Consider the following 25,480-nt stretch of genomic DNA (forward strand, 5'->3'; position numbering starts at 1 on the left):
TCTTTGAATGCATTGCTTTTCTCGGCAAGCACCCGAAACACGCCCGCACTCCCCCGGCTGCCGACAACAACTTTTCAGTGACCACTTAGGAAAAGGTTTTCCTATGGCGTCAATGTCTCCCCTACCAGGTCACAAGCGCGATCGTTATCGTCGCGGAAAAGGTTTTCCCATCCACCGAAGGGAACACACCGCGCATGTCCCCCACCATTCGTCGCGCGATCGCCGCGGCCACGGCCGGACTGTTCCTCACCGGCCTGGCCGCGGCGCCCGCGGCCGCGGCCCCCACCGCGAACACCCTGACCGTCAACGCCGGCCAGGCACTGCGACCGGTCACGCACGTGGCGACCGGGAGCCTCTACGGCCTCGCGAACGCTTCGCAGCCGACGGTCGCGCTGGCCCAGGCGATCAAGCCGAACACCTTCGTCCAGATGCCGGCCGGCGGCCGCCAGCAGCCGACCGGGGACATCTCGGTGGTCGCGCCGACGGCGGTCGCGGTGGGCGCGAAGATGGTCAACCGGCTCTCCGACTACTACCCGGGCTGGCCGTACCAGTTCAGCTGGAGCACCTGGACGCCGTTCATCACCTCGCAGATCAACACGATGAAGGCGTCGTCCTACTACAACAGCATCTCCGCGTACGAGCTGTGGAACGAGTCCGACAACACCTGGAACAACGCCAACGGCACCTACGAGTCGTTCTGGACCACCACGTTCCGCCAGGTCCGCTCGCTCGACGCGAACAAGCCGATCCAGGGCCCTAGCTTCTCCGACAACATCGGCGACATGGAGAACTTCCTGCGCAACGCGGTCGCCACCAACACGGTGCCGGACGTTCTGGCCTGGCACGAACTGTCCAGCCCGTCGAAGATCGCCGGAGACGTGGCGAAGGTCCAGGCGCTCGAGGACCAGCTCGGCATCGCCCGCCGCCCGATCGCCATCGAGGAGTACGCCTCGCCGAGCGAGGTGGGCCTGCCCGGCCCGCTGGTCAGTTACGTCGCGAAGTTCGAACGACTCGGGATCCGCGACGCCGAGCTGGCCTTCTGGAACCAGTCCGGTGCGCTCGGCGACCTGCTCACCGGCCGGGGCGGCAGCCCGAACGCCGCCTACTGGATGTACACCTGGTACGCGGCCATGAGCGGCACCATGGTCACCACCACCCCACCGGCCCAGACCGGCATCGACGGTTTCGCGGCCGTGCCGTCCGGCCAGAACCTGGTCAGCGTTGTCGCCGGCAACTGCTCCGGGTCGTGCGCGGTCACCGTGAACGGGCTCAACCTCGGCACCACCGTGACCGTCAAGGTCGAGCAGACCGTCTCGCTGGGCCGCACCGTCGCCTCGTCCGGCCCGAGCACGATATCGACCTCGGTCTACACGCCGGTTAACGGCACGATCACGGTGCCGATCACGATGGCTACCAACAACGCCTACCGGGTCACCATCACCCCGGGAAGCGGCGGAGGCTCGAGTACCGACCTGTCCGGTACCTACCGGATCACCAACGCCAACAGCGGCCTGCCCCTGGCCACCCGCAATGCCGGAACGGCGTGGGGCACCGCCGCGGTGCAGGAGACGGCCGGCGGCAGCACGTCCCAGATCTGGACGCTGGCCTCGGCCGGCAACGGCCAATACAAGATCGTCAACCAGCTCAGCGGTCTCGTGCTCGGCATCCAGAACGCCTCGACCAGCGCGGGCGCGAGTGCGCTGGTCTGGGGCGACACCGGCACCGCCGACCACCTCTGGACCGCCACTCCGGACGGTTCCGGCCGCTACAAGATCTGGAACGTCAACAGCGGGCTGCTGCTCGGCGTCACCACCATGAGCACCGCCTCCGGCGCACAGGTGCTGCAGTGGGGCGACACCGGCACGGCCGACCATCTCTGGACCCTGACCAGGGTCTGATCACTTCGGGCCGGGCGGCTTGGGTGCCTTCGCCGGCGGCTTGCCGGCGGGCGGAGCCGGCTTCGGCTTCGCCGCCGGGCCGGTACTTTTCCGGGCCACCGAGGCGGTTCGTACCTTGGTCCTGGTCGTGGAGGCCGAGACAACCGGCGCCGGCGCGAGGGATGGTCCGGCCCGCGGTCAGTTGTCCGTCCTCCGCGCCGAACCCGGTCCTCCGCGAACGAGGGCGAAACCTACCGGCCCAGACCGGCCGCCAGATCGGCGACGGTGTGCGCCCGGATCTCGGAGCCGTCGCCATGGCGGTTGGCCACCGCGCGTACATGTTCCTCGGCGACGTCGGCCAGTCCGTCGTAGACGGAGGTGAACAGCTCCCGGGCCGGCTCCCGCAGCCAGCCCCGCGGCAGCAGCCGGATGGGCAGGTGCGGGTCGAGAACGGGCAGGCGACGGTAGGTGTCCATGACCTCGGTGCGGGCGCGGACCGCCTCGGCGCCGGTCAGCGTCCGGGGCAGTGCCGGTCGCCAGCGCTCGATGAACGACTCGTAGTGCCGCGCGATCTGCCCGGTGTCCCACGCGTCGAGCGGATTCCGCCGGATCGCCGCGTCGATCTCGACGTGCCGGGCGCGGAAGACGGTGAGGGTGCCGAGGGTCAGTTCGGCGAGCCGCGCCCTGGTCTTCTCGCCGAGGTCGTGCGGGGAGATCCACAACCCGTCGTACAGCGGCGCGTAGCCCAACCACCGGAGCTGGTCCCGCAGCCCACGCCGGAGGCTGCCCTCCTGCTGCGGCAGCGAGAAAGCGATGAGCGTCCACTGCTCCTCCCACGGCGGCGCACCGGCGGCCCCGGCGATCGCACTCCCGCCGATGGCCAGGAACGTGCCGGCCGCCGCGGTCAGGCGGTAGGAACTACGCCGCCCCTGACGATGCCCTTCGAGCACACCGCGGCGGGCCAGGCGGCTGATCGCCGTTCGGGCGCCGGCCGGGCTGACCCCGGACTCGGTCAGCAGCGCGACGATCGCGGCGGTCGGCAGCCACGCCCGGGTGCGCAGCGTGTAGTCCGCCATCAGGGTCACAGCCAGGCCCTGCGGCGAGTTGCCGGCCTGCCGCCGGGGAAGCCGAACGGAAACATCGGGAAAAATCTCATCGATGTCGTACGGGCTGGTCACGGCGACGACTCTACGGCGCCAGTCGACTCTTTGATCGACGTACATCGATTGACAGTTTTTGGTCCGGGGTGAAAGCTTTCTGTCACACGACGGTGTGGACCGGTTCCGCACGACGCCTCTCTCGGCGCACCCACGCGTGCCTACCCCCTCCCCACCTGCCACCACGCACCGCGTCCACCGCGCGGAACGAAGGAGACAGGGAATGAGAATCAGACGGAAGCTCCTGCTCGCCGCGGCCACCTCGCTGGCCGTCGCCGGGCTGGCAGTGCCGGCCGCCCAACCCGCGTTCGCCGCCTCGCTGACCGAGGTGACAAGCTTCGGCGACAACCCCGGCGGCATGCGGATGCACATCTACGTCCCCGACGCGCGACCGGCCGCCCCGGCCATCGTGGTCGCCATGCACGGCTGCGGCGGCTCCGGCCCGGGGTTCTACTCCGGCAGCGAGTTCGCCGCGCTGGCCGACCGGTACGGCTTCCTGGTCATCTACCCCAGCGCGACCCAGCAGGCCGGCTTCGGCAACTGCTTCGACACCTGGTCGGACGCCGCCAAACGCCGGGGCGGCGGCAGCGATCCGGTGTCGATCGTCTCGATGGTCAGTTACGCCGAGCGGCAGTACGGCGGCGACCCCAACCGGGTGTATGCCACCGGCAGTTCCTCGGGCGGAATGATGACCAACGAGATGCTCGCCCTCTATCCGGACGTGTTCAGGGCCGGCGCCGCCTTCATGGGCGTGCCGTTCAACTGCTTCGCCGGCGCCGCCGACTACCCGCCGGGCACCAGCAAGTGCACCGGCGGCAGCATGAACCGCACGCCGCAGCAGTGGGGTGACGCGGTGCGGCAGGCCTATCCGGGCTACGCCGGCCCGCGCCCGCGGATCCAGCTGTGGCACGGCACGGCCGACACCCTGGTGCCGTACTCGTTGCTGCAGGAGGAGATCGAGCAGTGGACCGACGTGTTCGGGGTGAGCCAGACACCGACGTCGAGTGACACGCCGCAGTCCGGCTGGAACCGCCGCCGCTTCGGCGACAGCATCGAGGCGTACAGCATCCAGGGCGCCGGGCACAGCCTGCCGAGCTCCGGGATGGCCGCGCAGGCGATCGCCTTCTTCGGCCTCACCGGCGGCACTACCACGCCGCCGACCACGCCACCCACGACCCCGCCGACCACTCCGCCGGCTTCGGGTGGGTGCCGGGTGACGGCCGCGGTCAACGCCTGGAACACCGGCCTGACCGAGAACCTCACCATCACCAGTACGGCCGCCGTCAACGGCTGGTCCCTGGCCTTCACCCTGCCGGCCGGGCAGACCATCACCTCCGGCTGGAACGCCACCTATTCACCGTCCACCGGCCAGGTCACCGCCCGGAACGCGAGCTACAACGGCGCGATCCCGGCCGGCGGCTCGGTCACCGTCGGCTTCCAGGCCACGCACACCGGCAACAGCGCCGCGGCCGGCGCGTTCACGCTCAACGGCAGCACCTGCACGACCGCCTGACGGAGGGAAGGGGTGCCGCCGTCGTCCGCCGGCGGCACCCCTCATCCCCGCGCGCACCGTCCTCATCCGTCTACGCGCAGGTCATAACCGCGTACCCGCCGGCCCCGGGGAGTCGGGCCGGAGAGCAACATCCCGAGAAACCGTCAGCCTTTGCCGAGGCCACTGGTCAGGCCGCCGATCAGCTGTCGCTCGGCCAGGGCGTAACAGACCAGCGACGGCAGCATGGCGAGGGTTACGTAGGCGAGGATGCGGGCGGTGTCGGCCGAGTACTGCGACTGGAACTGCTGCACGCCCAGCGGCAGCGTCCACCAGCGGGAGTCGTTGAAGACGATCAGCGGCAGCAGGTAGTTGTTCCAGCTGCCGACGACGGCCAGCACCGAGACCGTGCCGAGGGCGGGCCGGGCCATCGGCAGCAGGATCCGCCAGAAGAACCGGAACGGTCCGCACCCGTCGAGCACGGCCGATTCCTCCACCTCGGCCGGGATGGTGCGGAAGAAGCTGCGCAGGATGACGATCGTGATCGGCAGGCCGAACGCCACCTGCGGAAGGATCACCCCGAGCGGGTTGCCGAGCAGGCCCATGCCGCGCAGCAGGACGAACAGCGGCAGGATCGCGACCGCGAACGGGAACATCAGGCCGACCGCGAACAGCGTGAACAGGAACTCCCGGCCGGGAAAGGCAAACCGCGCGAAGATGTACGCGGCCATCGCGCCGACCCCCACCACCAAGGCCGTGCTGACCACCGCGATGACGACGCTGTTGGTCGCCTGCTGCCAGAACGCCGTCGAGCGCAGCGCGTCGAGGTAGTTGCCGGGCAGCCACGGGTCGGGCAGCCCGAACGGGTTGGTGAACAGCTGGCCGTTGTCCTTGAACCCGCCGAGGATCCCGAAGATGATCGGCACCACCACGGCCGCGCCGACCACCAGGCTGGTGGTGTGCAGGGCGACGGAACGCATACGGGTCATCATCGCTGGTCCCCCATCGTGGTGACGGCGCCCTCGAGGTCGCGGCGCAGCACGAAGCGCTGATACAGCAGGCCGAAGGTGACGCTGATCAGGAAGATGACCATGCTGATCGCGCTCGCGTAGCCGACGTGGAAACGCTTGAAGCCTTCCTGGAACATCGTCACGGCCAGGGTTTCCGACGAGCGGATCGGTCCGCCGCCGGTGAGCACCCACACCATGTCGAACAGCTGGATGGTGCCGAGAACGGAGAGGAACACGCTGATCCGGATCGTCGGGCCGAGCAGCGGCAGGGTGATGTGCCGGAACGCCTGCCACGGTCCGGCGCCGTCCATCGCGGCCGCGTCGTGCAGTTCCGGCGGGATGCTCTGCCGGCCGGCCAGATAGAGGATCGTGTGGAAGCCGAAGTACTTCCACGAGATGACGAAGAACAGCGAGTACATCACCGTGTCGGGGTCGGCCAGCCAGGTCGCGCCGAGGTCGCCGAGCCCGGCCAGGCGGGTGAGGTGGTTGGCCAGGCCCTGGTTGGGCGAGAAGATCATCGTGAACAGGACCGCGGTGACCACCTCGGACAGCACGTACGGCGCGAAGAACAACATCCGGTAGACCCGGCGGCCCCGCAACGGCTGGTTGAGCAGCATGGCCAGGGCCAGTGAGATCGGGATCTGAATGCCAAGAGACAAGGCAACCAGCAGGAGCGTACGGCGGAGGTCACCGACGAAGATCTGGTCGGCGAGCAGGCGCCGGAAGTTCTCCAGTCCGACGAAGTTGCTGGGTGCCCCGAAGCCGTTCCAATTGAAGAAGCTGGCATAACCGGCCACCACGATCGGGGTCAGCACCAACAGCGCGAACAGGAACAATGCCGGGCTCAGAAACAGCGCCACGGTCGGCCAGGGGCGCCGTCGTCGCTGGGGCGGGGCCGCGACCGGCACCGGCCGCCGCACTTCGGTCAGCACCGCTGTCAGCCCTGCTTTGCCGCGGTGGTGATCGCCTGGGCGACCTTCTCCGGTGACGTCTTGCCGGCCAGCAGCTCGGCCACGCTGTCGTTGACCTGCTGGCCGACCGCCGGGGCGTACGCCTGGTCGAGATAGAGCTGGAAGCCGGTCGATTCGGACAACGCCTTGCCGACTAGTTTGAGGTTGGGGTCGGTGACGGCGTCCGCGGCCGCCGCCACTACCGGAAGAACACCGGCCGTCTTCGCCTCGATGCGGGCGTTCTCGGGCTGGGCGATGTACTTGAGGAACTCGATCGCCTCCGGTGGCGCGTCCTTGCCGACGGCGAACCCGCCACCGCCGCCGAACACATCCGTACCCTTGCCCTTGCCGCCGTCGACCGCGGGGAAGGCGAAGAAGCCGAGCTTGTCACCGAGGCCCTTCTTGCCGGCCGAGTTGTCCCGCTGCACGACCGGGGCCCACTGGCCCATCAGCTCCATCGCGGCCTTGCCGTTGCCGACCGTGGCCGCCTGCCCGTCGGCCGTGGAGTAACCGGCCGCCAGGAATCCGGTCTGGAACGGCTGCAACGCCACCAGCTCGGCCAGCCGGGTGCCGGCCGCCACGAAGTCGGGCGTGCTGAAGTTCTTGTCGACGGCCGCCTGCTGCAGCGCCGCCAGGCCACCGACCCGCATGGCCAGGTAGGCCCAGTAGTAGTGGCCCGGCCACTTCTCCTTGCCGGCCAGGGCGATCGGGGTGGTGCCCGCGGCCTTCAGCCTGCGCACGGCCTCGAGATAGTCGGCCCAGGTGGCCGGCGGTGAGTTCACCCCGGCCTTGGCGAAGAGCTCCTTGTTGTACCAGAAACCGACCATGCCGGTGTCCACCGGCGACGCGTAGGTCTTCCCGCCGGTGCCGTACGCGTCGAGCGCGGTCGGGATCAGGGTGTCCTTCCAGCCCCCGACGTCCGAGGTCAGGTCCTTGACCATGCCCGCCTCGGCCTGCTGGAAGAGCACCCCGCCGCCCCAGGTGTGGAAGATGTCCGGCGGGTCACCGGCCTGGATGTTGGTGGTCAGCTTGGTCTTGAACGCCTCGTTCTCCAGCGGCGTGATCTTGAATTTGACGCCGGGGTGGGAAGCCTCGAAGCGGGTCGCCATTGCCGCCCATTCCGACAGCATCGGGTCGGTATTGGCGATGTGCCACCAGCGAATAGTCTTGGTCCCCCCGGACGACTGTCCGTCGCCGTCGCTGCAGCCGCCGAGGACCGCACCCACCGCGCCGGCACCGGCAATTTCCAAGAAAGATCGACGACTGAACCGGGTCGCGGGCATGACGGTATATCCCTTCGCAGGAATTTCAGGTGTTTAAGAAGTAGCGAAAGTTGCGGGTATTGATCGTCGCCATTTCGTCGCTGACTGCGCACGTTACGGCGATGTGTCCGACCGGTCAAGACCGCCGGCCACCAATAGCAACTGCGGAAGGTTCGGGCGACGATCGATATTTTCGGAGCCGAAAATATCTCGCTGAAAAGTTGTTATGAAATGACCCGCCGGATGGTCGCCGTAAAGAAATTACGCCCTTGAATGTGCGGGAAACATTCTGGCAACATGACGCCTGACGTCTCCGTCGGGAGCGCTCCCACAATGCTTTCGGCATTGACTCCCGACATAGCGAGCCGCCATCCCCCATCCCCGAAAGGCAGCACGCATGACCACGAAATCGACCCCGCGTCGCTGGTGGCGCCTCGCCGTCGCGGCGGTGACGCTGGCGGCGGGCGGGAGCATCGTCGCGCTCACCGCCTCCGTGGCCTCGGCCGCGACCATCGACACCAGCGCCTCGTACGTGCTGGTCAACCGCAACAGCGGCAAGGCCCTCGACGTCTACAACCTGGCCACCACCGACGGCGCCCGGATCACCCAGTGGACCCGCAACGACCAGGCCCAGCAGCAGTGGCAGTTCGTCGACTCCGGCGGCGGCTTCTACCGGCTCAGGTCCAAGCACTCGGGCAAGGTGCTCGACGTCTACAACTTCTCCACCGCCGACGGCGGGTCGATCGTCCAGTGGACCGACAACAACACCACCAACCAGCAGTTCAGCGTCCAGGACATCGACGGGTACATCCAGCTGATCAACCGCAACAGCGGCAAGGCGATCGAGGTGCAGGGCGCCTCCACCGCCGACGGCGGCAACATCGTCCAGTACGCCGACTGGAACGGCACCAACCAGCAGTGGCAGCTGGTCCAGGTCGGCACCTCCACGCCGACCACGTCACCGACGACCGCGCCGACCGGTGGCACGTGCACCCTGCCGTCGACCTATCGCTGGTCGTCGACCGGTGTGCTGGCCACCCCGAAGTCAGGCTGGGTGTCACTCAAGGACTTCACCACCGTCCCGTACAACGGCAAGCAACTCGTCTACGCGACCACCCACGACACCGGATCAACCTGGGGCTCGATGAACTTCGGCCTGTTCACCAACTGGTCCGACATGGCCTCGGCCAGCCAGAACGGCATGTCCTCCGGCACCGTCGCACCCACCCTGTTCTACTTCGCGCCGAAGAGCATCTGGGTGCTGGCCTATCAGTGGGGCGCGACCGCGTTCTCCTACCGCACGTCCAGCGACCCGACCAACGCCAACGGCTGGTCGGCGGCCCAGCCACTGTTCTCCGGCAGCATCACCGGCTCCGGCACCGGCCCGATCGACCAGACCCTGATCGGTGACGGCACGAACATGTACCTGTTCTTCGCCGGCGACAACGGCAAGATCTACCGGGCGAGCATGCCGATCGGCAACTTCCCCGGCAACTTCGGCTCGTCGTACACCACGATCATGAGCGACTCCACGAACAACCTGTTCGAAGCCCCGCAGGTCTACAAGATCCAGGGCCAGAACCAATACCTGATGATCGTCGAGGCCATCGGCTCGAACGGCCGCTACTTCCGCTCGTTCACCGCGACCAGCCTGGGCGGCTCCTGGACGCCCCAGGCCGCGACCGAGAGCAACCCGTTCGCCGGCAAAGCCAACAGCGGCGCCACCTGGACCAACGACATCAGTCACGGCGAGCTGGTGCGCACCAGCGCCGACCAGACCTTCACCGTCGACCCCTGCAACCTGAAGCTGCTCTACCAGGGTCGCTCCCCCAGCTCCGGCGGCGACTACGGCCTCCTGCCGTACCGTCCCGGCCTGCTGACCCGGCAGCCGTAACAGTTTTTCAGTAGAGAACTTCCGATAGTCAGGTACGGGATTCGCTCGTAGCATGCGAGTCCCGTACCTGACCATGGAGGACGCCATCGTGGACGTCGCCGTCATCACCGCGGCACGCGCCGGTGACCGCGGCGCGCTCAATGAGCTGGCCCGGCTCCAGCTGCCGTTCGTCTACCGCCTGGTGTGGCAGGCCATGCCCGGCGATCCGGATGTCGACGACGTCGTGCAGGACATCATGCTGCGGGCCTTCCGGGAGCTGCCCGGCCTGCGCGACCCGGCGAGCTTCCGGCCCTGGCTGACCGCCACCGCCTTCCGGCAGATCGCCACCCACCGGACCCGGGACAACCGGTACGCGGACCGGGCCGCGACGCTCGACGAGGCCGATGGCCGGCCCGATGCGGCCGCCGAGGTGGAGGGCCCGGCCCTGCTGCGGGCGGACCTGGCCACCCAGCGCCGGCAGATCGGGCACGCGACCCGGTGGATGGGCGCGCGGGAGAGAGCCCTCTACTCGCTGTGGTCGCTGGAGACGGTCGGCGAGCTGACCCGGGCGGACATCGCTCACGCTCTGCACGACAGCGCGGCGGTTACCGGCGTGCGTATTCAACGCATGCGCGAACAGCTCGACCTGAGCCGCCGGATCGTCGCCGCCCTGGAGGCCGCCCCCGGCTGCGCCGAGCTGGAGGGCATCGTGGCCGGTTGGGACAGCAGCCCGACCGCGTTCTGGCGCAAACGGATCGGCCGGCACGTACGCTCCTGCCCGGTCTGCACGCCGGCGGCGGACGGCCTGCTCCCGGTCGAGCGGCTGCTCGCCGGCCTGGCGCTGGTCACCGTCCCAGCGGCCCTGACCGGCGCGGTGCTCACCAAAACGACGGCCGGAGCGGCGCTCACCAAAGGGGCGACCTGGCTCGGTGGCGCCGCGCAGATGATCGGGGCACACCCGGTGGTCGCCACCGTCAGCGCGGTCGTCCTGGCCGCCGGAGTGGCCGTGCCGACGTCCGGGTGGACAACGTCCGGGCCACACCAGCGGACCGTCTCGCCCGCGCCGAGCCGGCCGGCCGGTTTACTGGCGGCCGGCAAGGTGTCGCTCGAGTCGGCCGACACCACCGGGAGATATGTCGCGGTCCTCGCCGACACCGGACTTCTCGCCCAGGTCAGCCCGTCCAGCGATACCGACGCCCGGCAGCGGGCCACCCTGCTCACCGTCTCGGGGATCGCCGACCCGGCCTGCGTCTCGTTCCGTGGCCAGGACGGCCGTTTCCTGCGTCATCAGTCGTTCCGGCTGCGGACCGACACCGAGGTGGGCACCGTCCTGTTCCGCCAGGACGCGACCTTCTGCCCGCGCGCCGGGTCGGCCGTCGGCTCGATCAGGCTGGAGTCGAAGAACTACCCCGGCTTCTTCATCCGGCACGTCCGCGACGAGCTGTGGCTCGACCAGGACGACACCAGCGCGGACTTCCGCAGCCAGAGCTCGTTCCTGGTCCGCGGCCCGCTCGCCTGACCGAACGGCCACCCGAGACACATCCGTACAGGTAGATCGATCGACCTGTACCCTTCGCCGGACCCCAAACCCGGAAGGTACGTCTCGTCGTGCGCGCGTTATTCGTCATCGTCGTCGCCGCCCTGGTCGGCTTTGTCATCAGCCCTCTGCTCCGCGCGGACGCCGACTGCACCCCCGCGCCCGCCACGTCCGCCGCCGTCCAGGGCGCCTGGAGTGACGAGCAGATGGCCAACGCGCGCACCATCGTCACCGTCGGCAACCAGCGGCGGGTGCCGAAGGAGGGCCAGGTGATCGCGGTCGCCACCGCCCTGCAGGAGTCCCGCCTGCGTAACCTGCGCGGCGGCGACCGGGACTCGATCGGCCTGTTCCAGCAGCGCCCGAGCCAGGGCTGGGGAACGCCCAAGCAGCTGTCCGACCCGGAGTACCAGACCCAGAAGTTCTACGACAAGCTGCTCCGCCTTCGCGGCTGGCAGGACATGCGGGTCACCGAGGCGGCCCAGGCCGTACAGATATCGGCCTTTCCGGAGGCGTACGCCAAGCATGTCCCGGCCGCGACCGCCCTGGTCGACCAGCTGAGCCACCCGGCCTCCGCCTGCACGACGGCCCATTGAGCAATTGTTTCCGGCATCGGCGCGTTTGGTAAACGGCGCGTTTCGGCCGGTTCCGGTTCCCGGTCGGCCACTGTCCACCGTGCGGAGTGGTTCGTAGGTTCAGCTCGCTCGGCGGCACTACCGCCGAGGGAGAGGACTCGCGCTGTGCTACCCATCGACAACCATTCCTCACGGCGGGCAGGCCGGCGGCTGGGATCCGGTCTCGCCGCCCTGCTGGTCGCCACCGCCGGTTTCGGACTGCCGGCCACGCCCGCTCTCGCCGACCCGCTCGGCGACGGCACCGCCACCAAGGCACCCAGCACGGCCGGACGGTATGTGGTCCGGCTGACCGACGCACCCCTGGCGGCGTACGACAAGACGAAGGCCGCCGCCGGGCAGCGGCTCAGCCGGACCACCGCGGCGGCCGGGTCCTACCGGTCCTACCTCGGCCGGCGCCGCGCCACGGTCGCGGACAAGGCCGGGGTCAAGGTCGGCAAAGCCTACGACACCACCTTCAACGGCTTCTCCGCGCAGCTGACCGCGAAGCAGGCCGACACGCTGCGCAAGACCGCCGGGGTAGCCGGCGTCTACCAGGACAAGACCGTGCACGCGCTGGTCTCCAACACCGCCGACGAGCTCGGGCTCACCGGCCGTGGCGGCGTGTGGCAGCAGCAGTTCGGCGGCGACACGCACGCCGGCGAGGGCACCATCATCGGCGTGATCGACAGCGGTTACTGGCCGGAGAGCAAGAGCTTCGCGGCCCTGCCCACGCCCCGGCCGGACGCCGCCACGATCGCCGCCAAGTGGCACGGCGTCTGCGACTTCGGCACCGTCGAGAAGCCGAAGTGCAACAACAAGGTGATCGGCGCCCGCTGGTACGACAACGACGGCCTCTCCACCATGAACCCGGCCGAGTTCCTGTCGCCGCGCGACAGCCACGGCCACGGCACGCACACCGCCAGCACCGCGGCCGGCCTGAACGGCGTGCACGCGACGGTCGGCGGCATCGACATGGGCACCATCACCGGCATGGCACCGGGCGCGCGCCTCGCCATCTACAAGGCGCTGTGGTCGGACGGGGCGGGTGGCGCGTACGGCAGCACCGCCGACATCCTCGGCGCGATCGAGGACGCGGTCGCCGACGGCGTGGATGTCCTCAACTACTCGATCGGCGACGACAGCGAGGCGTGGGGCCCGATCGACGAGGCCTTCCTCAACGCCGCCGCGGCCGGGGTCTTCGTGGCCGCCGCGGCCGGCAACGCCGGACCGGGCGAGGGCACTGTCGACAACACCGCGCCGTGGGTGACCACCGTCGCCGCCACCGAGCAGGACCACCGCTGGCTGCGCACCATCACGCTGGGCAACGGCACCACCTACACCGGCATCGGCATCGGCGCCGCGCTCGGCAGCGCCCCGCTGATCGACAGCGAGGTCGCCGGGACGAGCGACTCCGACGGCTACTACTCGGCGATGTGCCTGCCGGACTGGCTGGATCCGGCCAAGGTCAAGGGCAAGATCGTGCTCTGCGCCCGCGGCATCTCCGGCCGCGTCGCCAAGAGCGAGCTGGTCAAGAGCCTCGGCGGGGTCGGCATGATCCTGTACCAGCCGTTCTGGGAGGCGGGCGACGGTCTCGCCGACTTCCACGCGGTCCCCACCGCGCACGTCGGCCAGGCGACCGGCGAGGCGATCCGGCAGTACGCCGCCGGTGGCAAGGGCACCGCGAAGCTGTCCGCCGGCGCCTTCACCAAGGTCGAGGCGCCCGCGGTGGCCAGCTTCTCCTCGTCCGGCCCGTCCTCGCTCAGCGGCGGCGACCTGATCAAGCCGGACCTCGGCGCCCCCGGCGCGGACGTCGTCGCGGCGGTCTCGCCGGCCGAGCACGACGGCGACTTCACGATGATGTCCGGCACCTCGATGGCCGCCCCGCACATCGCCGGCATCGCCGCCCTGGTCAAGGCCAAGCACCCGGGCTGGGGCCCGACCGCGATCCAGTCGGCCCTGATGACCGGCTCCCGCGACCGCACCGACAAGGGCAACACCATCTCGTACGTCGACGAGCCGGCCACCCCGCTGAACTACGGCTCCGGCGAGGTCGTCCCGGCCGCGTCGCTCGATCCCGGCCTGGTCTACCAGTCGACCGCCCAGCAGTGGCAGCAGTTCGCCTGCGGCGCCTACGACAACCGGGAGGACTCCAACGACTGGGCCGAGGTGCCGAACTGCACCGGCGTCACGTCGATGAAGTCGGTCGACCTCAACTACCCGTCGATCGCGTTCGGCAACATGGTCGGCGCGCAGTCGGTCAAGCGCACGGTCACCAACGTCGGCAAGTTCAAGAGCCGCTACGTGGTGAAGATCGAGCAGCCCAAGGGCTACACCGTCAAGGTCAGCCCGGCCACCTTCGAGATCAAGCCGGGCGCCTCGGTCACCTTCACCGTCACGGTGTCGCACAACGGCGGCGCCTACGACAAGCCGGTCGCCGGCAACATCACCTGGGTCGACCTGCTCGGCCACCACGTGCGCAGCCCGATCCTCATTCGCAACACGCAGATCGTCGCCCCCGCGTCGGTCACCGGCAGTGGTGGCAACGGCAGCCAGACCATCAAGATCCAGAAAGGATGGAAGGGTACGCTCACCGCGGCAACCGCCGGCCTGACCGCGGGTACGACTACCGCGTTCCGCCTCGACGGCCTGGCCAAGGGCTGGGACGACACGTACGAGACGATCCCCGACCCGGCGCCCGCCACGATGAAGGTCACCAAGTTCCACGTGCCGGCCGGCACTCTCGGCTCGGCCGTCCGGATCGACTCGGCGCTGCCTCGCTGCTACTGGGACGACGAGCACGAGGGCATCCCCTGCGGCGACTTCTACGCCAAGGTCTTCGACGCCACCGGCGGGTTCGTCGACGCCCAGTTCATGCACAACCCGCACACCGCCACCCTTCAGTTGCCGGATGGTGCCGGCGACTACACGCTGGTGGTGGAGCAGGTCGACCTCGGTTACCTGCCGGCCGGCGAGACCGGCCAGCCGTACAGCCTTACGGTGATCACGCCGGGCGCGCCCGGCACCACCGTCGGCAAGTTCACGGCGAGCCCGTCGTCAAGTTCCGCGGCCGCCGGCGCCACGGTCGGGGTGACCGTGCGCTGGTCCGGCCTCACCGCCGGCCAGCAGTACCACGGCGTACTGGTGGTCGGTGACGGCAAATCCGTCGTCCAGCGGATCCCGGTCGACATCACCGGCTGACGTCCCCCCGCGTCAGCGTGTCCCGCGGGCCATGGCGGCCCGCGGGACACCCGCGTTAACCTCGCCCTCGGTGTCTCAACTGACCGCGTTCTTCGCCCTCCCCACGCCCGGGCTGTTCGTCGGGCGGCGCAAGCTGCTCGCCACCGTGCGCGCGTCACCGATGGTGCTGCTCAGCGGGGAGGCCGGGGTCGGCAAGAGCCGGTTGGTCGTCGAGTCCCTTCTGGACAGTGGCCTGCCGGTGGTCGTGGCGCACTGCGACGACCTGCGCGAACCGCAGCCGCTCGGCCCGCTGCTGGACGGCCTCCGGCTCGCGCACGCCACCGGCACGCTGCCGCCGCTGCGGACCCCCGACCCGGTCACCGGTGTCCTGGCCCGGCTGCTGCCGCCGCTCGCCGATCAGCTTCCGCCGCCGCTGCCGGCGCTACCGGGTCCGGACGCCGAACGGATGCGGCTGTTGCGCGCGGCGGCCGCCCTGCTGGCCGCACTCGCGCCGCTCGCACTCGCGATCGAAGACCTGCAGATGGCCGACCCGGCGACCCTGGAGCTGATCGACCATCTCGGCGCGTACCCCGTACCCGGCCTGAAGGTTTTGATGACCGTCCGGGAAGGCTCGTTCCCGGCCGGGTGGCAGCCCAGCCCGGCGGTACGCCGGCTGCGGGTGCCGCCGCTGACCCGCGACGAGGTCGGCCGGCTCGCGACCGCCCTGCTGGACCGGCCCGACGCCGGCGCGTTCGCCACCCACCTGTACGAACGCACGGCCGGCATCCCGTTCCTGGTCGAGGAGGTGGTGCGGGCACTCACCGACGGTGACATGGCCGCCATCCGGCAGCATCCGGACACCCTCGCCGACGTCGCCGTGCCGGCCCTGCTGCGCGACGTCCTGCACGCCCGGCTGCGGCACCTCGACGAACCGGCCCGGGAGATTCTCGGCGCGGCCGCCGTGCTGGGTCAGGCCGCGGACCCGCGCCCGCTGGCCGCGATCACCCAGACCGACGACGGTACGATCCTGGCCGCCCTGCAGCAGGCACGTGCGGCCGGCTTCCTGCACCAGCGCGACGGGCGGCTGTGGTTCCGGCACACCCTGGCCCGTCAGGTCCTGCACGAGCTGCTGCCCCCGGTCACCCGCCGGCATCTGCACCTGCGCACCGCCCGCCTGCTCGAGGAGCAGCAGCCCCGCCCGTACGCCCGGCTGGCCCACCACTACCGCGAGGCCGGCAGCCCGGCCGACCACGTCCGCAACGCCGAGGCCGCCGCCGACCTGGCCACCGCCCGCGGCGACGACGCGACCGCGGCCCGCTTCCTGCTCGGCACCACCGCATATCCGGGCCTGCCGCGCCCGGTCCGGGTCCGGCTGGCCGCCAAGCTCGGCCGGTCGGCCATCGAGAGCGTCGCGCAGGCCTCGGCCATCCCGGTCATGCGCGAACTGGTCGCCGACCGCCGGCTGCCACCCGGCGCCCGGGGCGAACTGGGCCTGGCCCTGGGCCGGATGCTGCGCCAGCAGGGCGAGGCCCGCGCCGGCTACGAGGAGATCGAACGCGCGGTGCCCTACCTGCGGCAGGACGGCCGGCGGGCGCGGGCCTTGGCCGTACTGTCCGCTCCGGACACCGTCGTCGGCCGGCACCTGACCGAGCACCAGGCCCGCTGCGCGGAGGCGGCCGTGGCCGCCGCCCGGTCGGGCGATCCCTCGGCCGTCCTGGCGGTCGAGATCGCCCGGCTGTCCCTGCTGCTGGAGAGCGGCGACCCGGCCGCCGGACCGGCCATCGCCGAGACCGCCGCCGGGCTGGCCGGCAATCCGCGCGAACGCGCCCGGGCCTGCCTGAACTGGGCCCAGGGCGCGCTGCACGTCGGCGACCTCGAACTGGCCGCGACGATGCTGGCCACCGGCCGGCAGCTGGTCGACGACGCCGACTACGAACGGTTGCGGCCACTGGTCGAGCTGACCTCGTTCGGGCTGGACCTGGCCACCGACCGGCACGCCGGCCTGGAGCAGCGGCTGCTGCGGTTCCTCGCCCGGCCGTACCGCCTGCCGCTGGCCATGCCGGACGCCCGGCTGTACCTCGCCCGGCTGCGCTACCGGCAGGGCGAGAGCGAGGTCGCCGAGCAGGGGATGCGCGAGGTCATCGCGGAGGCCGAGCGGGTCGGCGCGGTGTGGCCGCTGATCCCGGCCCGGACCGCGCTGGCGGAACTGCTGCTGGCGCGCGGTTCCCGGGCCGACGGGCGGGCCGAGGCCACGGCGGCGCTGGCCCTGGTGGCCGGCAAGGGTTTGCCGGCCTGGGGCCGCGACGCCGCCCGCCTGCTGGCCTGACCGGTCACCGCCGCCAGATCCAGTTGTCCCGTTCGTAGATCGGCGCCAGCCCGGCCCGGAGCATGTTGGCCAGCGATCCGTTGTGCGCGCCGTCGGCCGGTTTCCAGGTCTCGGCGAAGATCTGCCGGCACCCGGCCTCGGCGGCGGCCGCGGCGCGGGCCGCGATCAGCGCCGACTGCGCGCCCCGGCCCCGGTCGTCCGGGCGGGTGGCGGCGGCGTTCAGCGCGGCCTCCGAGCCGTTGACGTAGAGGTTGGCCCCGGCCACGATCCGCTCGCCGTCGAAGGCCGCGAACGGATGCCAGCCCGGCCGGCCGACCGTGCCGGCCAGCATCTCGGTGAGGTCGCCGGCCGGCATCCCGAAGGTCCCCAGCACGAGGTCGGCCCACTCCCGCGCCCGGCCGGCCGGCACCGGGCCGATTCGTAGTTCGGTGGCGGGCGCGGCGACCTTGGCGGGATCCCCGGCCAGCTTGACCCAGGTGCCGGCGTGTTCCAGGCCGCGGTCCCGGGCCAGCTCGGCGAACGGCGGGGTCAGCTGGATCACCGCCCGCTCGGCACCGGATTCCCGGTAGAACTCGAGCACCTCGTCGAGCACCTCGGGCGCGAGGTCGAAGCCGAAGCCGAGCGCCTTGCTCCAGTAGGTGGACGGGTCGTGCACCATCGCCAGGGCCACGCCCCTGCCGATCCGCGCGGACCGCACCCCCAGCCGGTCCCGCGCGGCCTCCGGCATCCGGGTCTCGTAGTCGTACATGAAGTCGGCCTCGATCGTCATGCGCCTCAGGCTATTGATGCTTGGCGAGGACGTCGCGGTAGTGCTGGTTGAGCATCACGCCGAGGATGTTGCCGAACGGGTCGAGCACCGACGCGGTCACGAAGCCGGGCCCGCGCTCGGTCGGCTCGTCGTGCGGCGCCGCCCCCAGTGACAGCAACCGCCGGTAGGCCTCCTCGACGTCGTCCACCGCCCAGTAGACGATCGCCCCGGCTGGCCCGCCGCTGACCGGATGCGGCGCGAACTTGCTGTTCAGCACGCCGAACTCGTGCTGGTAGTCGCCGACCCGCCATTCCAGATAGGCCCCCTCGCGGACGAAGTAGGGCTCGAGGCCGAACACCTCGGTGTACCAGGCCCGGGCCCGGTCGAGGTCGTCGGCGAAAACGGTGATCGTGGTCAGTCCGCGAAGAGTCATGACTCGATCCTCACGGCAAAAGTGCTCACCTTCTGAGCACTTTTCCAGGCAGTATCGGGGTCATGCGAGCCGACCGCCTCCTAGCCGTACTTCTGCTGATGCAGGCCCGCGGCCGGGTAACCGCCGCCGAGCTGGCCACCGAGTTGGAGGTCTCGGTGGCCACCGCCCGCCGCGACCTGGAGGCGCTGTCGGCGGCCGGCATCCCGGTCTACCCGCAGCCCGGCCGGCACGGCGGATGGCAGTTGGTGGGCGGCGCCCGTACCGATCTCAGTGGCCTGTCCGCCCCCGAGGCCAAGGCGTTGTTCCTGCTGGCCGGTCCGGCCGCGGGTTCGTCACCGGAGGTGAAGGCCGCCCTGCGCAAGCTGATGCGCGCCCTGCCGGAGACCTACCGCACCGACGCCCAGGCCGCCGCCGACGCCACCGTCGTCGACCCGGCCCGCTGGGGCCAGGAAACTCCGGACCGCCCGGCCGAGGTGCGCCGCCTGCAGGAGGCGGTGGTCAAGCGTCAAAAGATCAAGTTCGACTACAAGGCCCAGCCGCGTACGGCGGACCCCTGGGGCCTGATCGACAAGGGCCGCGTCTGGTACCTGATAGCCGGCACCGAAAAGGGCCAGCGAACCTTCCGCCTGGACCGCATAACCAACCTGACCCTGTCCGACCAGACCTTCGCCCGCCCCGCCGATTTCACCCTGGAAACGGCTTGGGACAGGGTGGTCGAGACCCTGGAGAACAACCGCTCCCGCACCTGGGCGACGGTGCTGATCCCGGAGCGCTTCCTCTGGGTCCTACAAGACCATTTCGGCCGCCACTGCCACCCAGGCGACCAACTGCCCGACGGCCGAATCCAAGCCCGGGTAGCCGCCCCAACCCCCCGAGACATAGCCCGCACCCTCTCCGGCTGGGGCGCAACCATAGAGGTCCTGAACCCACCAGAGGTACGCGAAGAACTAGCCCGCATCGGCACCGAGCTGGCGCACCTCTACGCCCCTGGCTAGGAGTACAAGCGGTTGAGGTCGACCAGGAGAATCCGGTCGTCCGTTGCGGCGGCGGCCGTCAGTTCGGCGGTGAACCCGGCGCCGCCGTACAGAGCAAGCACCGTGTCTTCGGTGTCGTAGCCCTTCGGCTGCAGCAGATCACGCGCCCTGGCCAGTCGATGGAGATGATGGTGGCCGATGACCTCACCCCATTTCGCCTCGCCCAGGGACAGGATGCGCCGGGGGTTGTTCGCCTGCTGCGCGGACAACGCGACCACGTCGATCTCGATCTGTGCGCGGTTCTCCGGGTCGTTGACCGTGCCGGATCCGACCTCCGCGGGGTGCTCCGCGAAGAGAGTGTCGCCGGACTCCAGAACGAAGGCCCGGCACAGGGCCTCGAAATGCGGGCCGACAACCTGGGTGAGAAACGTCTGCCGGGTCGTCGACCAGACCTGCTCGGCGCGGTGGATCTCCAGCTCGGCCCAGCGTTTCCGCATGATCGCCTCGTAGAACGTGATCAGCGGTTCGACGATCCGGAACCGGACTCGGCCCGGCCGGAGCAGGTCCGGTTCGCGGGCGATCAGCGCGCAGTCCTCCAGGACGTTGAGCGGATGGGTGATGTGGTCGGTCTTTCGCCCGATGAAACTGGCGATCCCGCCGTTGGTGTTGTTGCCGCCGGCAATCGCCGCCAGCACCGAGTGATAGAGGGCGGGGTCGCGGATGGCGGACTCCTCGGCCAGCAGATATCGCGCCTCCCGGAACAGCGGCGTCTGCGGGTTCAACGCGGTCCGGACCACCCAGGCGTCGAATTCCTCGACCGTGGCCGGGGAGTCGCCCTGAGTGAACTCGGAGCGGTAGGCCGGAGTTCCGCCGACGACCGCGTGAACCAGGACGGCGAGCCGGGGATCGGTGATGCCCCAGAACTCGGCCGATTCCCGATGCCGGAACGGTTGAACGACAAGCTCGAGGCTCGCCCGGCCGCGCAGTGGTGCCTGCCCGGCCAGCAGGCCACCCATGACCGACATCGCCGATCCACACAGCACCAACCGGGCCGAGCTCGTCCGGCCGCTGCCTCCGGGGCCGAGCTCGCGCTGAATGATCGACGGCAGCGCCGGTGAGGTCTTGGACAGGAACGGGAACTCGTCGATCGCGACGATGCTCGGGCGGTCGCGGAAACTGTGGAACAGGTGCGCTATCGCACCGTTCCAGTCCCGGAACGGTGCGTCGATGAACTCGCGGGTGTGCCGCGCGAGTGCCTCGGTGAACAGGCGCAGCGACTCCGTCTCGGTGGCCTCGGTGGCGGCGAAGTACATGCCTCCGGCCGCCTCGGCCATCGCTTGCAGCAGGAAGCTCTTGCCCTGACGACGCCGGCCGCTCACCACCCCCAGCGACGCGCCGCCCCCCGTCACGGCGGTGGGCCTGGTCGCGAAGGCGGCCAGGCCGTCCCACTCGCGGGCACGGCCGAAGATCCGGGGCGGTTTGTCCATGAAACGCAGCCTTCCAGAGGCGGACGGGTTACGGAAGTATAGTTCCCGGAACTATACTTCCGCTCAACTCTGGCGCGGGCGCGGATCATCGACGACCATGCATGGTATGACCATCGCCGTGCGGCGCGTGCTTGCTGTTCTGGTGCTGTTTCTCGGGTCGTTCGTGGTGATTCCGGCGGGCGCGGCTGCGGCTGCGGCCAGTGACCCGATCGCGCATGACCCCACCGTCATCCGGGAGGGGCGGTACTACTACAGCTTCATCACCGGGGACGCCGCCACGCGTACCTATCTGCCTATGCGGCGGTCAGTTGACCTGGTGCAGTGGAGTGACCTGGGGACGGTCTTCGCTACCGCGCCGGGATGGGTCACCGAGCAGCTGGGCACCACGCCGCCGGACTTCTGGGCTCCGGACATCAGCTTCTTCGGCGGGCTCTACCACCTCTACTACTCGGCCTCGTCGTTCGGCACCAACAACTCGGTGATCGGGCTGGCCACCAACGTGACGCTCGACCCGGCCAGCCCGGACTACCGTTGGGTGGACCGCGGGCTGGTGCTGCGGTCGGGGGCGCCGGACAACTTCAACGCCATCGACCCCGAGCTGGTGCTCGACGCCGGCGGCGGGGCCTGGCTGGCGTTCGGGTCGTTCTGGGACGGGATCAAGATGCGCCGGCTCGACCGGGCGACCGGGATGCTGTCGGGCGACGATCCGGCGCTCTACTCGCTCGCCTCGCGCGGCGGGGCGTCGATCGAGGGTGCGTCGATCACCCGGCACGGCGGCTACTACTACCTGTTCGCCAGCCTCGACTACTGCTGCCGCGGCGTCGACAGCGACTACCGGGTGGTGGTCGGCCGGGCCACCAGCGTGACCGGCCCGTACCTCGACCGGGCCGGAGTGCCGATGCTGACCGGCGGCGGCACCGAACTGCTGCGCGGTTACCACGAGTTCCGCGGTCCGGGCGGCGGCGACGTCATCGGCGGCGACCTCTACGCCCACCACTACTACGACCTCAACGACAACGGCCTGCCCAAGCTCTCGGTCCGGCCGATCCGATGGGCCGGTGGGTGGCCGGCGCTGGGCGATCCGCTGTCCGGCAGCCGGGAGATAGGCCACGGACCGGCGTACGTAACCCTGGTGAACCGCGTCGACGGCAGCGTGGTGTCCAACCCGTCGTGCGGCTACGAGGGAGCCGACCTGCAGCTGGCCGTCCCGGCCACCGGCGACCCGTGCCAGCAGTGGCGTCCGGACGAGCGCGGCAACGGCGACGTGAGCCTGGGCAACCGCTTCAGCAACAAGGTCGCCGAGGTCGCCGCGTGTGTCAACGCCGACGGCGCCCGGGTGGCCCAGTGGGGCTGGCTGAACAACGCCTGCCAGCGCTTCCAGTTCGTCCCGGCCCAGGACGGCTGGTCGACCATCCAGAGCAGACTGGCCGGCCGGGTCCTGCAGGGCGCCGGCTGCGGCGGCGCCGGCACGCCGGTACAGACGGCAACCGCGACCGGCAACGCCTGCCAGCAGTTCCGCCTACAGCCGATCGGCAACATACTGCTGACCGACCCAACCGGCCAGCGCTCCCTGGACGGCTGCAGCGCGAAGGTCACGTTCCGTACGGGCCACCCGAACCGCTGCCGCCAGTGGCGCTTCGACCACGTAGCGGACGGCTACTACCGGGTGGTCAACGCCGCGAACGGCCGCCCGCTGGGCGGTCCCGCCGCCCGGTGGCGGATGGCGGATGGCCACCAACTGATCAACCGCGACGGGTACGCCGTGACAGCGCGCCTGGAGCAGCCCTAGTCGAGAATGGGGCGGCCTACGTTGCGGCTGCGGCCACGGAACTCGGCGATCGGGTCGCCGGGGGTGCCGTCGGGGCGCAGCCGGAAGACGGTGACGTCGTAGACGCCGGTGCGGCCCTTCACCGCGCGCTCGCCGGCCCGGGCCAGCAGGTGGTCGCCTACCTGGCCCGGTTCGAGGAAGGTGATGTCGAAGCCGGCCGCCAGCGACAGCACGCCGTAGGAGTTGCAGGCGACCGCGAACGCCGTGTCGGCCAGCGTCGCGATCAGCCCGCCGTGGCAGATGTCCCAGCCGTTGGCCATGTCCGGCCGGACCACCATGGTGACCTCGCCGGTGCCGGGGCCGGCGCTGCGCAGCTCGATCCCCAGCGCCCGGCTGGCCCGGTCGGCCGCCAGCATGACCTCGGCCGAGCGAAGAGCGATACTCATGCCTGGGTGAATCCCATCCGGGCCAGCACCGCGGATTCCACGATGCCGATCACCTGGTAGATCAGCAGGGTGGCCAGGGTGATCAGCACGGCCAGGGCCCAGACCGCACCGATCCGCGACTCGCCCACGGCGGCCACGATCGCGTACCCGATGCCCTTGCCGGTGGCGAGCCACTCGGCGATCAGCGCGCCGGTGATCGCGCCGGGCGCGGAGATCCGCACCGCCGCGAACAGCGCGGGCACCGCGGCCGGCACCGCCACCTTGCGCAGCGACTGCCAGCGGGTGGCGCCGTAGACCGTGACCAGGTCGATCGCGGTGCGTGGGGCGCTGCGCAGGCCGAAAGTGATGTTGACCAGGGCCGGGAAGAGCACCACCAGGCCGCCCATCACCGCGACGGTCACCGTGCTCCGGCCGAAGATCAGCACCAGGATCGGCGCGATCGCGATCAGCGGCACCGACTGGAGCAGCAGCACGATCGGCAGCAGGGCGCTCTCCAGCGGCCGGAACAGCAGGAACAGGGCCGCCGCCAGCAGCGCCACGGCCAGACCGGCGACGAAGCCGACAAGCGCGTCGCCGAGCGTCGCGCCGAGCAGGTGCAGCGCCTCGGACCGGTTCTGCGCGGCCTTGGGCAGGGTGAAGTAGTAGTCGATGACGTCCATCGGGCCCTTGCCGACGAACGCGGGGACCTCGAAGACGCGCAGTCCGGCGACCCAGAGCACCAGGATCGCGACGATCGAGATGGCGGTCCGCCCGGCGCTCCGGCCGATGGCACCCGCTACCCGCAAGCCGTTCATCGGCCCTCCTTCGTGCCGGCCGCCCACGGCGCGGCGAACCGGCCGATCAGGGCCACGATCAGATAGCCGGCCAGCGAGACCAGCCCGGCGACCAGGGCGAGACCCCAGGTGCGGGGGATCTGCAGGGTCTGCTGGGCGTTGATCAGCGCCGGTCCGACGCCGACGTCGACGCCGCCTAGGTATTCGCCGAGCACCGCGCCGAGGAAGGCCGACGGGGCGGCGACCTTCAGCGCGGCCAGGATGCTGGGAATGGCCGCGATGATCCGTACCTTGGTGAGCTGCTGCCAGCGGGAACCGCCGTACGCGGCGACCAGGTCCAGCGCGGCCTTGTCGGCCGCCTTGAGGCCGAGCAGCGCGCCCACCACGGTGGTGAAGAAGACCAGCATCCCGGCCAGGAAGACCGCCGTGCCGGCGATCGCGCCGCTCTGCGGCGGATCGATGAGGATCCGCAGGATCGGGCCGATCGCCACGATCGGGATGCAGTACGAGACGACCGCCAGCTGCGAGACGATCCCTTCCAATTGCCGTACGACCATCACCGCCGCGGCCAGCAGGATCGCGATGAGATTGCCGAAGACGAAGCCGATGGCCGCCTCGCGCAGGGTGAGGGACACGTTCGGCCAGTAGAACGAGAAGCCGTCGCCGACCGCGGTGGAGACGACCCGGGCCGGGTCGGGGATCGATCCGCCGCCGTCGGCGGAGGCTGCGCCGACGTTCTTCAGGACGGTGTCGGCCAGCAGCCACCAGACCGCGACCACCCCGGCCGCGCCGATCCCGGCGCGCTGCCAGCCCCTCATGGGGCGCCCTCGAACAGCAACGCCGAGGCTCGGTCCTGCAGCGCGTGGAACTCCGGCGTGCGCAGCATTTCCGCGCTGCGCGGCCGGGGCAGGTCGACCTCGATCACCTCGACGACCCGGCCGGGCCGGGCGCTCATCACCGCGACCCGGTCGGACAGGAAGATCGCCTCGCCGATGCCGTGGGTGACCATCACGGTGGTGGCCGGCTTCTCGCCCAGGATGCGCAGCAGCTCGCCGTTGAGCCGCTGCCGGGTCATGTCGTCGAGCGCGCCGAACGGCTCGTCCAGCAGCAGCACCGACGGCTGCAGCACCAGCGAGCGGGCGATCGCCACCCGCTGGCGCATGCCGCCGGAGAGCTGGGCCGGCTTGGCCTTCTCGAAACCGCGCAGGCCGACCAGTTCGATCAGCCCGGAGATCAGGCCGCGCTCCGGCTTGACCCCGGCGACCTCCAGCGGCAGCCGGATGTTGCTCTCCACCGACCGCCAGCTCAACAGCGCCGCGTCCTGGAACGCGATCCCGAGCTTGTGGGATTCACGCAGCTCGCGGGGGGTCTTGCCGTCGACGGTGGCGGTTCCCTCGGACGCTGTCTCCAGGCCGGCGAGGATCCGCAGAATCGTGGACTTGCCGCATCCGCTCGGGCCGAGCAGGGAGAGAAACTCTCCCTGCTCGGTGGAGAGGGACACGTCCTGCAGCGCCGTGACGACCGACCCGCGGAGGGTGAAGTTCTTGCTCAGACCGCGGATGTCGATGCCGGTTTCAGGCAT

The 25,480-nt window shown here is 70.3% G+C and carries 20 protein-coding genes; 9 read left to right on the forward strand and 11 right to left on the reverse strand.

Translation table 11 applies throughout. The features are described from left to right. Positions 1–194 precede the first annotated feature (194 nt). Positions 195–1,898: an RICIN domain-containing protein gene (locus Ate02nite_RS31740; protein ID WP_203811531.1), complete on the forward strand. Its 1,704-nt coding sequence runs from the start codon at positions 195–197 to the stop codon at positions 1,896–1,898. Positions 1,899–2,128: 230 nt separating this feature from the next. Here the strand turns inward: Ate02nite_RS31740 and Ate02nite_RS31745 are convergent, their stop codons facing one another. Next, positions 2,129–3,055 carry a PaaX family transcriptional regulator gene (locus Ate02nite_RS31745; RefSeq protein ID WP_203811532.1) on the reverse strand — a complete coding sequence of 309 codons (927 nt, stop codon included), beginning with the start codon at positions 3,053–3,055 and terminating at the stop codon, positions 2,129–2,131. Between the two features lie 202 nt (positions 3,056–3,257). Between Ate02nite_RS31745 and Ate02nite_RS31750 the strand changes: the two genes are divergently transcribed. Continuing rightward, a complete protein-coding gene (locus tag Ate02nite_RS31750; RefSeq protein ID WP_203811533.1) occupies positions 3,258–4,547 on the forward strand; it encodes an extracellular catalytic domain type 1 short-chain-length polyhydroxyalkanoate depolymerase in 1,290 nt (429 codons plus the stop codon). 143 nt (positions 4,548–4,690) lie between these two features. Here the strand turns inward: Ate02nite_RS31750 and Ate02nite_RS31755 are convergent, their stop codons facing one another. The 3 genes from Ate02nite_RS31755 to Ate02nite_RS31765 are packed head-to-tail and all read right to left on the reverse strand — an operon-like array spanning position 4,691 to position 7,766. Beyond that, positions 4,691–5,503, reverse strand: a complete 813-nt coding sequence (locus Ate02nite_RS31755; RefSeq protein ID WP_239147838.1) for a carbohydrate ABC transporter permease — start codon at positions 5,501–5,503, stop codon at positions 4,691–4,693. 8 nt (positions 5,504–5,511) lie between these two features. Continuing rightward, entirely contained in the window at positions 5,512–6,465 is a 954-nt protein-coding gene (locus tag Ate02nite_RS31760) for a carbohydrate ABC transporter permease (RefSeq protein ID WP_203811534.1), read from the reverse strand. A gap of 5 nt (positions 6,466–6,470) precedes the next feature. Then, positions 6,471–7,766, reverse strand: a complete 1,296-nt coding sequence (locus Ate02nite_RS31765; RefSeq protein WP_203811535.1) for an extracellular solute-binding protein — start codon at positions 7,764–7,766, stop codon at positions 6,471–6,473. A gap of 376 nt (positions 7,767–8,142) precedes the next feature. Between Ate02nite_RS31765 and Ate02nite_RS31770 the strand changes: the two genes are divergently transcribed. The 5 genes from Ate02nite_RS31770 (at position 8,143) to Ate02nite_RS31790 (ending at position 17,269) form a co-directional block, all read left to right on the forward strand. Further along, entirely contained in the window at positions 8,143–9,639 is a 1,497-nt protein-coding gene (locus tag Ate02nite_RS31770; RefSeq protein WP_203811536.1) for a non-reducing end alpha-L-arabinofuranosidase family hydrolase, read from the forward strand. A gap of 52 nt (positions 9,640–9,691) precedes the next feature. Continuing rightward, positions 9,692–11,137 (forward strand): AbfB domain-containing protein, encoded by a 1,446-nt coding sequence (locus tag Ate02nite_RS31775; protein WP_239147839.1) that lies wholly within the window; start codon positions 9,692–9,694, stop codon positions 11,135–11,137. Positions 11,138–11,226: 89 nt separating this feature from the next. Further along, positions 11,227–11,748, forward strand: a complete 522-nt coding sequence (locus Ate02nite_RS31780; protein WP_203811537.1) for a peptidase M23 — start codon at positions 11,227–11,229, stop codon at positions 11,746–11,748. 144 nt (positions 11,749–11,892) lie between these two features. Next, positions 11,893–14,964, forward strand: a complete 3,072-nt coding sequence (locus Ate02nite_RS31785) for a S8 family serine peptidase (RefSeq protein WP_203811538.1) — start codon at positions 11,893–11,895, stop codon at positions 14,962–14,964. A 70-nt stretch (positions 14,965–15,034) separates the two neighbouring features. After that, on the forward strand, positions 15,035–17,269 hold the full coding sequence (locus tag Ate02nite_RS31790; RefSeq protein WP_203811539.1) for an ATP-binding protein: 2,235 nt from the start codon (positions 15,035–15,037) through the stop codon (positions 17,267–17,269). Positions 17,270–17,273: 4 nt separating this feature from the next. Here Ate02nite_RS31790 and Ate02nite_RS31795 read toward each other — a convergent pair whose 3' ends face one another. Further along, the gene (locus Ate02nite_RS31795; protein ID WP_203811540.1) at positions 17,274–18,038 is read right to left on the reverse strand and encodes a GNAT family N-acetyltransferase; all 765 of its coding nucleotides are present in this window, start codon (positions 18,036–18,038) and stop codon (positions 17,274–17,276) included. 10 nt (positions 18,039–18,048) lie between these two features. Beyond that, a complete protein-coding gene (locus Ate02nite_RS31800) occupies positions 18,049–18,450 on the reverse strand; it encodes a VOC family protein (protein ID WP_203811541.1) in 402 nt (133 codons plus the stop codon). 62 nt (positions 18,451–18,512) lie between these two features. Here Ate02nite_RS31800 and Ate02nite_RS31805 point away from each other — a divergent pair, with 62 nt between their 5' ends. Beyond that, positions 18,513–19,445, forward strand: a complete 933-nt coding sequence (locus Ate02nite_RS31805; RefSeq protein ID WP_203811542.1) for a helix-turn-helix transcriptional regulator — start codon at positions 18,513–18,515, stop codon at positions 19,443–19,445. Here Ate02nite_RS31805 and Ate02nite_RS31810 read toward each other — a convergent pair. Next, positions 19,442–20,911 carry an ATP-binding protein gene (locus Ate02nite_RS31810; protein WP_203811543.1) on the reverse strand — a complete coding sequence of 490 codons (1,470 nt, stop codon included), beginning with the start codon at positions 20,909–20,911 and terminating at the stop codon, positions 19,442–19,444. The two genes, Ate02nite_RS31805 and Ate02nite_RS31810, sit on opposite strands and share 4 nt — an antisense overlap. Before the next feature lie 106 nt (positions 20,912–21,017). Between Ate02nite_RS31810 and Ate02nite_RS31815 the strand changes: the two genes are divergently transcribed. Then, positions 21,018–22,700, forward strand: a complete 1,683-nt coding sequence (locus Ate02nite_RS31815; RefSeq protein ID WP_203811544.1) for a family 43 glycosylhydrolase — start codon at positions 21,018–21,020, stop codon at positions 22,698–22,700. Here the strand turns inward: Ate02nite_RS31815 and paaI are convergent. From paaI to Ate02nite_RS31835, 4 genes are read right to left on the reverse strand one after another with little or no spacing between them, the layout of a single operon-like run. Next, positions 22,697–23,125, reverse strand: a complete 429-nt coding sequence (paaI, locus tag Ate02nite_RS31820; RefSeq protein ID WP_239147840.1) for a hydroxyphenylacetyl-CoA thioesterase PaaI — start codon at positions 23,123–23,125, stop codon at positions 22,697–22,699. The genes Ate02nite_RS31815 and paaI overlap by 4 nt on opposite strands. Further along, positions 23,122–23,919 (reverse strand): ABC transporter permease, encoded by a 798-nt coding sequence (locus Ate02nite_RS31825; RefSeq protein ID WP_203811545.1) that lies wholly within the window; start codon positions 23,917–23,919, stop codon positions 23,122–23,124. The genes paaI and Ate02nite_RS31825 overlap by 4 nt, the downstream gene beginning before the upstream one ends. Then, entirely contained in the window at positions 23,916–24,716 is an 801-nt protein-coding gene (locus Ate02nite_RS31830; RefSeq protein WP_203811546.1) for an ABC transporter permease, read from the reverse strand. The genes Ate02nite_RS31825 and Ate02nite_RS31830 overlap by 4 nt, the downstream gene beginning before the upstream one ends. After that, positions 24,713–25,480, reverse strand: a complete 768-nt coding sequence (locus Ate02nite_RS31835) for an ABC transporter ATP-binding protein (RefSeq protein ID WP_203811547.1) — start codon at positions 25,478–25,480, stop codon at positions 24,713–24,715. The genes Ate02nite_RS31830 and Ate02nite_RS31835 overlap by 4 nt, the downstream gene beginning before the upstream one ends.

The sequence above is a fragment of the Paractinoplanes tereljensis genome, assembly GCF_016862435.1.
Lineage (GTDB): Bacteria > Actinomycetota > Actinomycetes > Mycobacteriales > Micromonosporaceae > Actinoplanes > Actinoplanes tereljensis.

What these genes read in the sequence shown, in the direction of transcription:
- Ate02nite_RS31795 (WP_203811540.1), bottom strand. Translation starts at nt 18,038, where the DNA reads ATGACGATCGAGGCCGACTTCATGTACGACTACGAGACCCGGATGCCG.
- Ate02nite_RS31810 (WP_203811543.1), bottom strand. Translation starts at nt 20,911, where the DNA reads ATGGACAAACCGCCCCGGATCTTCGGCCGTGCCCGCGAGTGGGACGGC.
- Ate02nite_RS31815 (WP_203811544.1), top strand. Translation starts at nt 21,018, where the DNA reads ATGACCATCGCCGTGCGGCGCGTGCTTGCTGTTCTGGTGCTGTTTCTC.
- Ate02nite_RS31775 (WP_239147839.1), top strand. Translation starts at nt 9,692, where the DNA reads ATGCGAGTCCCGTACCTGACCATGGAGGACGCCATCGTGGACGTCGCC.
- Ate02nite_RS31825 (WP_203811545.1), bottom strand. Translation starts at nt 23,919, where the DNA reads ATGAACGGCTTGCGGGTAGCGGGTGCCATCGGCCGGAGCGCCGGGCGG.
- Ate02nite_RS31835 (WP_203811547.1), bottom strand. Translation starts at nt 25,480, where the DNA reads ATGCCTGAAACCGGCATCGACATCCGCGGTCTGAGCAAGAACTTCACC.
- Ate02nite_RS31750 (WP_203811533.1), top strand. Translation starts at nt 3,258, where the DNA reads ATGAGAATCAGACGGAAGCTCCTGCTCGCCGCGGCCACCTCGCTGGCC.
- Ate02nite_RS31740 (WP_203811531.1), top strand. Translation starts at nt 195, where the DNA reads ATGTCCCCCACCATTCGTCGCGCGATCGCCGCGGCCACGGCCGGACTG.
- Ate02nite_RS31770 (WP_203811536.1), top strand. Translation starts at nt 8,143, where the DNA reads ATGACCACGAAATCGACCCCGCGTCGCTGGTGGCGCCTCGCCGTCGCG.
- paaI (WP_239147840.1), bottom strand. Translation starts at nt 23,125, where the DNA reads ATGAGTATCGCTCTTCGCTCGGCCGAGGTCATGCTGGCGGCCGACCGG.
- Ate02nite_RS31805 (WP_203811542.1), top strand. Translation starts at nt 18,513, where the DNA reads ATGCGAGCCGACCGCCTCCTAGCCGTACTTCTGCTGATGCAGGCCCGC.
- Ate02nite_RS31755 (WP_239147838.1), bottom strand. Translation starts at nt 5,503, where the DNA reads ATGCGTTCCGTCGCCCTGCACACCACCAGCCTGGTGGTCGGCGCGGCC.
- Ate02nite_RS31830 (WP_203811546.1), bottom strand. Translation starts at nt 24,716, where the DNA reads ATGAGGGGCTGGCAGCGCGCCGGGATCGGCGCGGCCGGGGTGGTCGCG.
- Ate02nite_RS31765 (WP_203811535.1), bottom strand. Translation starts at nt 7,766, where the DNA reads ATGCCCGCGACCCGGTTCAGTCGTCGATCTTTCTTGGAAATTGCCGGT.
- Ate02nite_RS31800 (WP_203811541.1), bottom strand. Translation starts at nt 18,450, where the DNA reads ATGACTCTTCGCGGACTGACCACGATCACCGTTTTCGCCGACGACCTC.